At 70.7% G+C, this 13,222-nt stretch carries 9 protein-coding genes; all 9 read left to right on the top strand.

The genetic code is table 11. The annotated features are described in order from the left end of the window. The first annotated feature begins 83 nt into the window (after positions 1–83). Positions 84–1,937 (top strand): peptidoglycan D,D-transpeptidase FtsI family protein, encoded by a 1,854-nt coding sequence (locus IE157_RS05570; protein WP_318281347.1) that lies wholly within the window; start codon positions 84–86, stop codon positions 1,935–1,937. 97 nt (positions 1,938–2,034) lie between these two features. Next, positions 2,035–3,723: a UDP-N-acetylmuramoyl-L-alanyl-D-glutamate--2,6-diaminopimelate ligase gene (locus tag IE157_RS05575; RefSeq protein WP_193519397.1), complete on the top strand. Its 1,689-nt coding sequence runs from the start codon at positions 2,035–2,037 to the stop codon at positions 3,721–3,723. Then, positions 3,720–5,198, top strand: coding sequence for a UDP-N-acetylmuramoyl-tripeptide--D-alanyl-D-alanine ligase (locus IE157_RS05580; RefSeq protein WP_193519398.1), 1,479 nt, complete (start codon positions 3,720–3,722; stop codon positions 5,196–5,198). The genes IE157_RS05575 and IE157_RS05580 overlap by 4 nt, the downstream gene beginning before the upstream one ends. Before the next feature lie 4 nt (positions 5,199–5,202). Continuing rightward, on the top strand, positions 5,203–6,336 hold the full coding sequence (mraY, locus tag IE157_RS05585) for a phospho-N-acetylmuramoyl-pentapeptide-transferase (protein ID WP_064845739.1): 1,134 nt from the start codon (positions 5,203–5,205) through the stop codon (positions 6,334–6,336). A 94-nt stretch (positions 6,337–6,430) separates the two neighbouring features. Beyond that, complete coding sequence (gene murD, locus IE157_RS05590) at positions 6,431–7,981, top strand: UDP-N-acetylmuramoyl-L-alanine--D-glutamate ligase (RefSeq protein ID WP_098054570.1); 1,551 nt, start codon at positions 6,431–6,433, stop codon at positions 7,979–7,981. Then, positions 7,981–9,339 carry a putative lipid II flippase FtsW gene (ftsW, locus tag IE157_RS05595; protein WP_193519399.1) on the top strand — a complete coding sequence of 453 codons (1,359 nt, stop codon included), beginning with the start codon at positions 7,981–7,983 and terminating at the stop codon, positions 9,337–9,339. The genes murD and ftsW overlap by 1 nt, the downstream gene beginning before the upstream one ends. Further along, a complete protein-coding gene (murG, locus tag IE157_RS05600; protein WP_052160655.1) occupies positions 9,336–10,469 on the top strand; it encodes an undecaprenyldiphospho-muramoylpentapeptide beta-N-acetylglucosaminyltransferase in 1,134 nt (377 codons plus the stop codon). Before ftsW ends, murG begins: the two co-directional genes overlap by 4 nt. Before the next feature lie 33 nt (positions 10,470–10,502). Next, a complete protein-coding gene (gene murC, locus IE157_RS05605) occupies positions 10,503–11,909 on the top strand; it encodes a UDP-N-acetylmuramate--L-alanine ligase (RefSeq protein WP_318281348.1) in 1,407 nt (468 codons plus the stop codon). Further along, positions 11,909–13,159: a cell division protein FtsQ/DivIB gene (locus IE157_RS05610; RefSeq protein WP_318281349.1), complete on the top strand. Its 1,251-nt coding sequence runs from the start codon at positions 11,909–11,911 to the stop codon at positions 13,157–13,159. The genes murC and IE157_RS05610 overlap by 1 nt, the downstream gene beginning before the upstream one ends. Positions 13,160–13,222: the final 63 nt, after the last annotated feature.

Raw genomic sequence — 13,222 nt, forward strand, 5'->3', positions numbered from 1 at the left:
CGCGCCGGTCCGCGCCGCGGACCGGGAGTAGAACCCGTCGGAGGTGGCCCCACCACGCTGAAGTCCAGGAATCGAGGAAGACCGTGTCAGCATCGTCAGCGCGCAAGAACCGAGTGTTCCGGCCCTATTCGCGCATGCACGTGGGCATCGCCTTCCTGCTGGTCCTGTTGCTTCTCGTGGTGGGCCGCCTGTTCTGGGTCCAGGGGCTGGACCCCGGGGGCCGGGCCGAGGCCGCGGCCGCCCAGCGCACGCTCGTGGAGTCCATCCCCGCGGTGCGCGGGGAGATCACCGACAGCCGTGGCACGGTGCTGGCCCGCACCCTGCAGCGCTACGACATCACCGTGGACCAGAGCGCCGTCGCCGCCGTGACCGTGCCCCACAAGGACGGTTCCACCGAGACCGTGACCCCCACGCAGGCCGTGTACAAGATCGCGGACGCCCTGGGCATGAAGGACACGGACGTGAAGGCCGCGCTGGACGGGGACAAGAGCTTCAACTACGTAGCGCGGGGCGTAACCCCCGAGCAGTACAACGCCCTGCGGGAGTTGAACCTGCCGTACATCTACGGCCAGCCCACGTTCCAGCGCAGCTATCCGGACGGTTCCCTGGGCGGTTCCGTGGTCGGGTTCCTGGGCGGGGACAACCAGGCCCTCGGCGGGATCGAACAGACCCAGGACTCCCTGTTGCGCGGCACCGACGGCGAGCGCCGCTTCGAGATCTCCGGCGACGGCGTGCGCATCCCCGTGGCCCCGCAGGAACAGAAGGCCGCCGAGAACGGTTCGAACGTCAAGCTCTCGCTCGACAGCGACGTCCAGTTCTTCGCGGAGCAGGCCGTGCGCGAACGGGCCAAGCAGCTCAAGGCCGAATGGGGCACGGCCGTGGTCATGGACGTCAAGACCGGCAAGGTCCTGGCGCTCGCGGACACCTCCTCGGTGGACCCCAACGTCCCGGGCAAGGCCGACGCCGCCGACCTCGGTTCGCGCGCCGTGTCCCAGGCCGTGGAGCCCGGTTCCACGGAGAAGATCGCCACGGTGGCCGGCGCCCTGGACCGGGGGATCGTGTCCCCCACCACGGAGATCACGGTCCCGCCGTACCTGCAGATCGGTTCCGAGAAGATCACCGACGCGTTCGACCACGGCACCCAGAACCGCACGGTCGCGGGGATCATCGCGGACTCCATGAACACGGGCACCGTGATCATGGGTTCCAAGATGGACAAGCAGGCCCGCCACGACAACCTCGCGAACTTCGGGGTGGGTTCCGCCACGGGCATCGAACTGCCGGGGGAGTCCACGGGCATCCTGGCGCCCTCGGATCAATGGGACCCGCGTCAGGAGTACACGGTGTTGTTCGGTCAGGGCGTGTCCCAGACCCCGTTGCGCACGGCGTCGATCTTCCAGGCGGTCGCGAACAAGGGCCGTCAGATCGAACCGCGCCTCGTGGACTCCGTGACCGCGCCGGACGGGACGGTCACGCACCCCGAACGTCCTGAACCCAAACAGGTGCTCTCCGAGTCCGCCGCGCAGCAGACGCTGGACATCATGGAGAACGTGGTCACGCAGGGCGGCGCCAAGGAAGCGGCCGTGCCGGGATACCGCGTGGGTGGTAAGACGGGTACGGCCGAGGCGCCGAGCGAGGGCGGCGGGTACGAGGGCTACACCACGTCCTTCGTGGGTGTGGCCCCCATGGAGGACCCTCAGTACCTCGTGGCGGTCACCATGCAGCGCCCCCAGGGGGACGTGCGCACCCTGGGCGTGACGAGCACGTTCTCCACGATCATGTCCCAGGTGCTGCACCACTTCAACGTGGCGCCCTCCACCACCACGGGGCCCACGTTCGACATGCAGGTGCCGCAGAAGGTGGACCGGGACGTGACACCCACGAACGCGCTCGAGCAAACGTGGCCGCAGCCGGGGAGGGACGAGTCCCAGGACTAAACTTCCCACACAGAAGCACATGGCGGCAGCAACGACCGGTGAGACACCGGCCCGGGTGGACGGGGTACGTCCACAGACAGGTTCGAAGAGGATTTCTATGGTGGCATCTGCCCAAGAAGGGACCGACGCGCAGAGTCTGCGTCCGTCCCGGCCCGTGGCCCACTCGCTCGAGGAGCTCGCGCGGCTCACGGGCGCGCGGGTGGTCCCCGCCCCCACGGGGACCACCGCTCCCGTCACGGGAGTGGTCCTGAACTCGCGGGAGGTGCAGCCGGGTGATCTCTACGCCGCGCTGCCCGGCGCCAAGGTCCACGGGGCGCGATTCGCCGCCGACGCCGCCGCATCCGGTGCCGTGGCGATCCTCACCGATCCGGACGGCGCGCGGTCCGTGGCCGAGGCGGGCGTGGGCCTGCCGGTGCTCGTGAGCCCCGAACCCCGTTCATGGGTGGGCCCGGTGGCCCGCGCGGTCTACGATTCCCAACCGGCGGACGGCACCGGCCAGGAGCTCTTCGCGGTGACCGGCACCAACGGCAAGACCACCACGACCTACTTCATCACCTCGATCCTGCGCGCCCTGGGCCACATGACCGGGTTGATCGGCACCATCGAGATCCTCGCGGGGGACACCCCCATCCCGTCACACATGACCACGCCAGAGGCTCCGCACGTGCATTCCCTTCTGGCCCTGACCCGTGAACGCGGGATCACCGCCACCGCCATGGAGGTCTCGTCCCACGCCCTCGAGTTCCACCGGGTGGACGGGGTGCACTACGACGTCGCTGGGTTCACCAATCTCACCCAGGACCACCTGGACCTGCACGGGTCCATGGCCGAGTATTTCGAGGCCAAGGCGCAGTTGTTCACGCGCGAGCGCACGAGCCGCGGCGTCGTCGTGCTGGGGGACGGGGACCCGTGGAGCGCCGCGATGGCGCAGCGGGCCCGCGAGAACCTGGGTGCGGAGAACGTCACGACCGTTGCCCTGCGCGGCTCGGACGGAACGCGTCAGGACGCGAGCGATGCGGAAGGCACCGCCCCCGTCGGGACCGGCGGGTCGGACGCCGCGGACTGGACCCTGCGCTCGCTGACCCGCCGGGGCATCGGTCACGCGTTCACGCTGCAGCACACGGACGGGCGCGCGCTGGACATGCACACGGGACTGCCCGGTGAGTTCAACGTGGCCAACGCGGCGCTGGCCGTGCTCATGGTCCTGGACTCCGGCGTGGCACTGAACACCCTGCAACGCGTCCTGGACGAGCACGACCCCCTGAGCGCGGGCGTGCCCGGACGCATGGAACTTGTGGGCACGCGGCCCACGTCCCTCGTGGACTTCGCGCACAACCCGGACGCGCTCGCGCGCTCGCTGCGCGCCGTGACCCCCGAGGACGGGCGCGGTCGCGTGATCGTGGTCTTCGGCGCCACCGGCGAGCGCGACACCACCAAGCGCCCCATCATGGGCCGGGTCGCGGCGGAGGAGGCGGACGTCGTGATCATCACGGACGACGATCCCCACGCCGAGGAACCCGCGCCCATCCGGGAGCAGGTCGCGCAGGGCGCTCGTGAGGCCGTCGCGAACCATGCTCGCGCCACGGACGTTCTGGTCATCGAACCGCGCGCGACCGCGATCCGCACCGCAGTGCGCATGGCCCACCCGGACGACGCCATCATCGTGGCGGGCCGCGGTCACGAGACCGCCATGGATTTCAACGGCGTCGTCGTGCACCTGGACGACCGCGAAGAGCTGCGGGACGCCCTGGCGGCGTTGCACGCGGACACGAAGGAGCAGCAATGATTGCCATTTCCGCCGCGCAGCTCGCGCGGGCCGTGAACGGTGAGCTCGCGGGAGTCCCGGACCCCGAGTCCGTGACCGTCACCTCCGTCACGACCGATTCCCGGGAAGTCACGGACGGCGCGTTGTTCGTCGCCAAGCCGGGCGAGACCACGGACGGGCACCGCTTCGTGCCGGCCGCCGCGGACTCCGGCGCGGTGCTGCACCTGACCGAACGCGTGGTGACCGACGACGCGGGGGCTCCGTACCCGTGCGTCGTCGTGGCGGACGTGGTGCTCGCGATGGGCGCGCTCGCGAGCCACGTGCTCGAGCAGTTGCGTGCCGCGCACCCGGTCACCGTGGTGGCCGTGACGGGTTCGGTGGGCAAGACGACCACCAAGGACCTGCTGCACGGGATCTTCGCCGCGCAGGGCCCCACGGTCGCGCCGCGCAACTCGTACAACGGCGAGGTGGGTGTCCCGCTCACGGTGTTCACGGCCACCGAGGACACCGAGTACTTCGTGATCGAGATGGGCGCCACGCACATCGGCAACATCCGCTACCTGTGCGACACCGTCCGCCCGGACGTGGGCGCCGTACTGTGCGTGGGTTCGGCCCACGCGGGCGAGTTCGGTGGCGTGGAGAACATCGCGCGCGCCAAGGGCGAGATGGTCGAGGGCCTCTCCGCGCACGGCACCGCGGTGCTCAACGACGACGACGCCCGCGTGCGTGCCATGCGCGAGCGCACCGACGCGCGCATCATCTCCTTCGGGCAGGGACCCGACGCCCACGACCCGGCCCACGAGGACCCGCGCGTGTGGGCCGAGGACGTGACCGTCGGTACCGACGGGTGCCCCGCCTTCACGCTGCACTTCCCGGACGGCTCCGCCCACCCGGTGCACTCGCAGCTGATCGGTGCGCACCATGTGACCAACCTGCTGGCCGCGGCCGCCGTGGCCTTCGGCGCCGGGGTCCCCGCGGCCGAGATCGCAGCGGGTCTGACGGGCCGCGGCCCCCGCTCGCGGTGGCGGATGGAACGCACGGAGCGCCCGGACGGCGTGACCGTGATCAACGACGCCTACAACGCTAACCCGCAGTCCATGCGGGCCGCCCTGCAGACCCTGGCCCAATTGGGCCGCGGGGACGAGGAGCACCCCGCGCGGCGCACGATCGCCGTGCTGGGTGGCATGTTCGAACTCGGTGACGAGTCCATCACCGCCCACGCGGACCTCGGGCAGTTGCTCGTGCGGTTGAACGTCTCGCATGTCGTGGCCGTGGGGGAGGTCGCCCGGCCGGTCTACACCGCTGCGACCCTGGAGGGCTCGTGGGGTGAGGAAGCGGCCTGGGTCCCGGACACCGAGCACGCCGAGCAGTACCTGAGTGACACGCTGCGTCCGGGGGACATCGTGTTGTTCAAGGCGTCCAACGCCGCGGGGTTGCAGCACCTGGGGGACCGGGTGGCCCAGGCCACCACCGACACGAACCACCAGGAGGGTTGAGCCCGTGATCCAATTGCTCGTGGCAGCGGGGCTCGGCCTCGTGTTCTCGATCTTCGGTACGCCCGCCCTGATCCGGGTGCTCGCCCGGCGCGGGTACGGTCAGTACATCCGGGACGACGGACCCACGTCTCACCAGACCAAGCGCGGCACCCCCACCATGGGTGGCGTGGCCATCCTGCTCTCGGTCGTGGCCGCCTATCTGGTGACCCACCTGATCAGCGTGATCGCGTGGCCTGAGAACGGTGGGATCACCCTCTCGGGCGTCCTGGCGCTCGGCCTGATGCTCGGCATGGGGCTGGTGGGGTTCCTGGACGACTTCAAGAAGATCTCCAAGAAACAGAACCTCGGGTTGACCGCTGCCGGGAAGATGGCCCTGCAGGGGGCCATCGGGATCGCGTTCGCGCTGCTCGTGCTGTTCTTCCCGGACGAGGCCGGTCACACCCCGGCCTCCACGGCGATCTCCTGGACCCGGGACACCGGCGTGGACCTCGCATTCGCCGGGCCGATCGTGGGGGCCATCCTGTTCGTGATCTGGGTGAATCTGATTGCCACCGGAACCACCAACGCCGTGAACCTCACGGACGGTCTGGACGGGCTCGCCACGGGCGCGTCCATCCTGGTGTTCAGCGGGTACATGCTCATCACACTGTGGCAGGCCGGGCACCTGTGCGAGAACGTGGCACAGGCGGCGTGCTACGAGGTTCGGGATCCCATGGACCTCTCGATCGTGGCCGCGGCCCTGGTGGGTGCGCTCATCGGGTTCCTGTGGTGGAACACGTCCCCGGCGAAGATCTTCATGGGGGACACGGGCTCGCTCGGCCTGGGCGGCGCGCTCGCCGCGTTCGCGGTGCTCTCCCGCACCGAACTGCTGCTGATCCTGATCGCCGGCCTGTTCGTGATCATCACCCTGTCCGTGATCCTGCAGGTGGGCTACTTCAAGCTCTCCCACGGCAAACGCATCTTCAAGATGGCCCCGTTGCAACACCACTTCGAGCTCAAGGGCTGGCAGGAGGTCACGATCGTGGTCCGATTCTGGATCATCGCCGGTCTGTTCGTGGCCGCCGCGCTCGGTGTGTTCTACGGTGACTGGTTGCTGCACAACGGCGGCGCGTTCCCCGGCGCGGAAGCGCTGCACTGACCGCGCGGCGCGCACCCCGCTCTCGGGCGGCGGAGCGCGCCGGTCACCCGCGAGACCACCCACGACCGACACGAGGATGAGGCACAGACCAGACATGATGCACGCGAGCAACGACAACCCCGTCCTGGACAACCCCCGCCTCGCGGAGCTGACCAGCTGGGACGCGCCCTGGTCCGGTCTGCGCGCCGTGGTCGCCGGGATCGGGGTCTCGGGTTTCGCCGCGGCGGACACCCTGATCGAACTCGGTGCGCTCGTCACCGTCCTGGACTCCCGGGACACCGAACGCAATCGGCAGAGCGCGGACACCCTGAAGATCGTGGGCGCGAGCGACGTCGTCCTGGGGCCGGACGCCATGACGAGCGTCCCGGACGTGGCCGGGGCCCGCCCGGACGTCGTGATCACGTCCCCGGGCTTCCCGCCCACCCACCCGCTGCTCGCCGCGGCGCGCGAGGAGGGCATCCAGATCTGGGGTGACGTGGAACTCGCGTGGCGCGTGAACCGCCGCGCAGGGCGCAAGACCCCCGAATGGGTGTGCATCACGGGCACGAACGGCAAGACGACGACCGTGGGCATGACCGCCTCCATCCTGCAGGCCGCCGGGCTCAAGGCCGTGGCCGTGGGCAACGTGGGCACGCCCATCCTGGACGCACTGCGCGATCCTGTGGAGTACGACGTCCTGGCTGTGGAATTGTCCAGCTTCCAACTGCACTGGACGCACTCCGTCTCGCCCCTGGCCTCCGTGGTGCTCAACGTGGCCCAGGACCACGTGGACTGGCACGGCAATTTCGAGAACTACCGCGCGGACAAGTCCCGTGTGTACGAGAACACGCGGGTCGCGTGCGTGTACAACGCCGAACAGGACGGCGCGGAGGAACTCGTGGAGGAAGCGGACGTGCTCGAGGGCTGCCGCGCGGTGGGCTTCACCACGCAGACCCCGGGGCTGTCCATGGTGGGCGTGGTGGACGACCTGCTCGTGGACCGAGCGTTCGTCGCAGAGCGCATCACGACCGCCGCCGAGATCGGATCGATCGAGGACACCGGCTCCATCCCCACGCGCCACATCGTGGCCAACGCGCTCGCCGCCGCGGCGCTCGCGCGCGCCGCCGGGGTGAGCCCCGAGGCCGTGCGGGACGGACTGCGCGCCCACCGCCCCGGTGAACACAGGATCCAGCTCGTGGCCGAATCGGACGGGGTGCGCTGGATCAACGACTCCAAGGCCACCAACCCACACGCCGCGCAGGCGTCCCTGTCCGCGTTCGACTCCGTGGTCTGGATCGCCGGCGGGCTCTCCAAGGGCGTCACGTACGACACCCTCGTGGAGCGCAACGCAGGCCGGCTGCGCGCGGTCGTCGTGATCGGCACGGACGACGCCGCCCTGCTGGATGCGCTCTCCCGCCTGGCCCCGGACGTGCCCGTCCTCGCGGCGACCCCGGGCCAGGGCGGCACCGCACCGGACGACTCCGGCATCGACCCGACCGACGGGCACGCCGTGATGCGCCGGGCCGTGCGGTTGGCCCGTGAACACGCCGAGCCCAAGGACACCGTGCTGATGGCACCGGCGGCCGCGTCCATGGACCAGTTCGCCGACTACGCGGACCGCGGCAACGCGTTCATGCACGTCGTGCACGAAGAATTGGGGTTCTGATGGCCACCCGCACCCCCGAACGTCCCCGGGTAGCCGAGCTCGCGGAGCCGGGCACCCGATCGACCGCCCTGAGCACCAGGATGCGCGGCTGGTGGCACCAGCTCACCGACGGCCCGCTCTTCCACTCCTACTACGCCCTGGCCGGGTGCGTGGTGTTGCTCACCGGCATCGGCGTGATGATGGTGCTCTCCGCGTCCGCGGTGGAATCGATCTCCGACAGTCGCTCGGCGTACGCCCTGTTCGCGCGCCAGGCGCTGTTCGGGGTCGTGGGGTTGATCGCGATGTTCGCGCTGTCGATGGTGCCATCCCACTTCTACACGCGGATCGCGTGGGTGCTGTGGGGTCTTAGCGTGCTCGTGTCCCTGCTCGTGTTCACACCCCTGGGGCGGGAGGTCAACGGCAACCGCAACTGGCTCGTGCTGGGCGGTCAGTCGTTCCAGCCCTCGGAGTTCGCCAAGCTCGCGCTGTGCATCTGGCTCGCGGCGATGTTCGCGCGCCAGGGAGATGCGGTCGCGCAGCACTGGAAGCCGGCCCTGTGGCCCTCCGTCGTGGGATTCCTGGTCCCCACCCTCCTCACGCTGGCCGGCGGGGACGCCGGTACGGCCATCGTGTTCTGCCTCATCTACGCCGCGGCACTGTGGTTCGCGCGCGCACCCCTGAAGATCTTCCTCGTGGGCGCGGCCGGCCTCGTCCTGGGCGGGTTGTTCCTCGTGATCACTGCGCCGCACCGTCTGGACCGGATCACCGGGTGGCTGTTCGGGGAGTGCGGCGCCACGGACGCGTGCTGGCAGGCACAGCAAGGGCTCAACGCCCTGGCCACTGGCGGCTGGTGGGGCGTGGGGCTCGGCCAGTCCCGGCTCAAATACAACTACGTGCCCGAGGCCCACAACGACTACATCTTCTCGATCATCGGCGAGGAACTCGGCCTCGTGGGCACCGTGATCATCCTGGCGCTGTTCATCGTGATGGTCGTGGCCATGGCCCGGATCCTGTTGCGCACCCGCAGCACGTTCGTGCGGATCACCACCGCGTGCGTGGCCACGTGGCTCGTGGGCCAGGCCTTCGTGAACCTGGGCATGGTCACTGGCCTGCTCCCGGTGATCGGTATCCCGCTGCCCTTCATCAGCTACGGTGGATCCGCGCTGCTGATGACCATGGCGGCCGTGGGCGTGGTCATGTCTTTCGCCCGGGTCCCGCGCTCGGTGCGTGTGGGTCCCGGACGGTCCGGGGCGGCATCGGGCACCCAGATCCTGGACGACCAGGAGGCCTACGAGCGCGGGCTGGCCACGCAACCGGAACGCCCCCGGACGTCGTGGGCGCAGCGCGTGACCCAGCGGTTCGGAAAGGGACGAGAATGACAACCACGCACGACATCGACCACCAGCAAAAGCGGGCCGGATCCGCCCGCGTGGTGCTCGCCGGTGGCGGCACCGCGGGGCACATCAGCCCCCTGCTGGCCATCGCCGACGCCGTGCAGCAGTTGCGCGCGGACGCCACGGTGTGCGCCGTGGGCACTGCCTCCGGCATGGAGACGCGGCTCGTCCCGCAGGCCGGTGTACCCCTCGAACTGATCGACCGCGTGCCCCTGCCCCGCAAGCCGTCCCTGGACCTCGCGCGCCTGCCGCGTCGGCTGTCCGCCGCGGTGCGCCAGGCCGGCCGGATCTTGGACGCGCAACAGGCCACGGTGGTCGTGGGCGTGGGCGGGTACGTGTGCACGCCCGTGTACCTCGCGGCCGCGAGGCGTCGGATCCCCGTGGTGATCCACGAGGCCAACGCCAAGCCCGGGATGGCGAACCGGGTGGGCGCCCGGTTCGCGTCCGTCGTGGCGACCGCCTTCCCGGACACCCCGCTGCGTGGTGCGCGCACCGTGGGCATGCCCATGAGGCGTGAGATCGCCACGTTGGACCGGACCGCGGAACGCGCGCAGGCCCGCGCGGCGCTTGGGCTGGACCCGGACCTGCCCACCGTGGTGGTCACGGGTGGTTCCTCCGGTGCCCAGTCCCTGAACCGGACCGTGGCCGCGATTGCGGGGGAGGTCGCGCGGCACGGGTACCAGCTGCTGCACGTGACGGGGCGCGCCAAGGAAGTGCGCACCCCGGACGGCGAGCTGCTGCGCGCGCCGAACTACGTCCAGACCGAGTACGTGGACGGGATGGAGAAGGTCTACGCGGCCGCGGACCTGCTCGTGGCCCGCGCAGGCGCGGCCACGGTGTGCGAGGTCGCCGCCGTGGGTCTGCCCGCCGTTTTCGTGCCCCTGCCCATCGGTAACGGTGAGCAGGCACTCAATGCCCGCTCCATCGTAGCCGCGGGTGGTGCCGAGATCGTGCGGGACGCCGAGTTCACCGCCGCGTTCTACCGCGAGACCGTGGTCCCGCTCGTGACCGACGCTCCCCGGCTCGATCGCATGGCCCAGGCCTCCGCTGCCCACGGTGTCCGCGACGCCGCGCAGGTGATGGCCCGGCTCACCCTCGACCACGCCCGCCGCTGAAAACCTTCCCCCCCCATGTCCCCAGGAGAACCAGTGAACACCCAGCAACCCCTCGATCCCCACGGCCTGGGCCGCGTGCACTTCATCGGCATGGGCGGGGCGGGCATGTCCGCGGTCGCGCGGTTGCTGCTCGCGCGCGGTGTGGCGGTGAGCGGTTCGGACGCGAAGGACTCGGCCGGGTTGCGGCAGCTCGAGGCGCTGGGAGCCACGGTGTTCGTGGGGCAGTCCGCGGCCAACGTGGCCGACGCCGCCACGGTGGTCGTCTCCACGGCAATTAAGGAGACGAACCTGGAACTGGCCGCCGCACGTGCCGCGGGTGCGCGGATCCTGCACCGCTCGCAGGCACTCGCTGCGGCGATGCACGGCAGGAACGTGATCGCGGTCGCGGGGACGCACGGGAAGACGACCACGAGTTCGATGGCCGCCGTGGCCCTGCAGGCGGCCGGCATGGACCCGTCCTGGGCCGTGGGCGCCCACGTCCCGGATCTCGGCGCCAATGCGGGCTTCGGTTCCGGCGACTGGTTCGTGGCTGAGGCCGACGAGTCGGACGGCTCCTTCCTGACCTACCACCCGCGGATCGCAATCATCACCAACGTGGAACCGGACCACCTGGACCACTACGGCAGCGCCCAGGCGTTCTACGCCGCCTTCGACGAGTTCTGCGACACGATCCGCCCCGGTGGGACCCTCGTGGCGTGCGCGGACGATCCGGGCTCGGAGCAACTCGCGCGGCGTCGTCGGGACCGCGGGGAGGCCGCGCTCACGTACGGGCAGAACCCGGCCGCGGACGTCGTCGTCTCGGACGCCACGCCGCACGGCACGGGCTCGTCCTGCACGCTCACGTTCGACCGCGACGGCGCCCGGCGCACCGTGGCGCTCACGCTCGCCGTTCCCGGAGCGCACAACGTGGCCGACGCCGCGGCGGCGTTCACCGCGGGCCTTGCCGCGGGCGCGGACCCGGACCTGCTCGCCGAGGGCCTGGGCTCGTTCCACGGTTCGTCACGGCGCTTCGACCCCAAGGGCGAGGACGGCGGGGTGCGGGTCTTCGACGACTACGCTCACCACCCCACGGAGGTCGCCGCCGCGCTCACGGCCGCGCGCGACGTCGCCCAGGGTCACCGCGTGCTCGCCGTGTTCCAACCCCACCTGTACTCGCGCACCCGGGAGTTCGCGGAGGCGTTCTGCCGCGCCCTCGAGATCGCGGACCTCGCGTGCGTCACGGACGTCTTCGGCGCGCGCGAGGAACCCCAGCCGGGGATCACCGGCGCCGCGATCACCGGACACGCCTCCGACGACCGGGTGGTCTCCACCCCGAGCGCCGAGGAGGCGATCGAGACCGTGGTGGCCCGCGCGCGTCCCGGGGACGTGATCATGACGATCGGCGCCGGTGACGTGACCGCTCTCGGGCCGCGGATCCTCTCCGCGTTGGCGCAGCGCTGATGGCACGCTCCGTCCCTCCGCACCAGCCCCGTGTGGGCGGCGCTCCGTTCGACGCGGACGACGCCGCCGCGCGCGACACCGTCGATCCGTCCGGTGCCGAGCCTGACACCGGGGCCGCCGACCCGTCCGGAACCGCCGACACGTCCGGCATCTCTGACATCTCCGGGACCGGGACGGACGCCTCGACCCCGTGGGACGCGGACCTCCCGTTCCCGACGTCGGGTCCCACCGGAATGGGGTCGTCGGTCGTGGGTCGGGGATCGCGGGGACGCACGCCCGGTGCGTCCTCGGGTGGGTCGAGGTCCGCGCGCGGCCGCGGCAGCGCGCCCGAGGACGCGATGGGCGTCGCCCCGGACGAACAGACCCCCGTCCGCGTGCACGGCGGTGCCAAGGTCACGCGTGTGGCCACGGACGAACTCGAGGCCGTGCCGAGTGCCGGGGGACGGTTCTCGACGTGGCGGGCCCAGCGCCGGGCGGCGCGTGCCGCCGAGGACGCGCCCGAGGACACCGCCGCCGAGGCCGACGACGACTCCACGACCGTCGTGCCGTTCCCGCCGAGCCAGCACCGGCGCACCCGGCGCCGCCGTCTGCTCGCACTACTGCTGAGCCTCGTGGTGCTCGCGGCGCTGGCGCTCGTGGTCTTCTTCTCGCCGTTGTTCGCGACCCGCACGATCGACGTGCAGGGTGCGACCCTCACGGACCCCCGCACGGTGGAGCAGGCCCTGGCCGGGTACGAGGGAGTCCCCATGCCCCGGATCTCCAAGCAGGAGATCATGGACTCGGTCGGTGACGTCCCCCAGGTGAAGTCCGTGGACGTGGTGCTGCGGCCCCCGCACACCATCACGGTGCACCTGCACGAACGCGTGGGCGTGGCCGTGGTCGAGGACGGGTCCGACCTGGTGCTCGTGGACTCGGAGGGCAAGTCCCTCAGCACCGTGCCCCGTGCCCAGCGCCCTGACGTGCCCCTCGTGGCCGGTGGCCGGGGCGTGTTGAGCACCCAGAAGTTCACCGACATCTCCGAGGTCCTGGCCGCCCTGCCGGCGGACGTGCTGTCCCGTTTGGACGCGGCCGACGCCCCGTCCGGCTCGGCCGTGGAGCTCACTCTCAAGGACGGCAAGAAGGTCCTATGGGGGGATGCGGGGGAGAGCGAACTGAAGTCGCAGGTCGTGGCCGCCCTGGTGAACTCGGACGCCTCGAAGGACGCCTCGCTCATCGACGTCTCCGCACCGTTGCACCCCGTGGTCCGGTGAGAATCCAGCGCATTTTCTCAACCCATGCCTGAGACTTTAAAGTTGGGCGCGACCAGGGGATGT

It is taken from the genome of Kocuria marina, assembly GCA_014652975.1.
GTDB lineage: Bacteria > Actinomycetota > Actinomycetes > Actinomycetales > Micrococcaceae > Kocuria > Kocuria marina.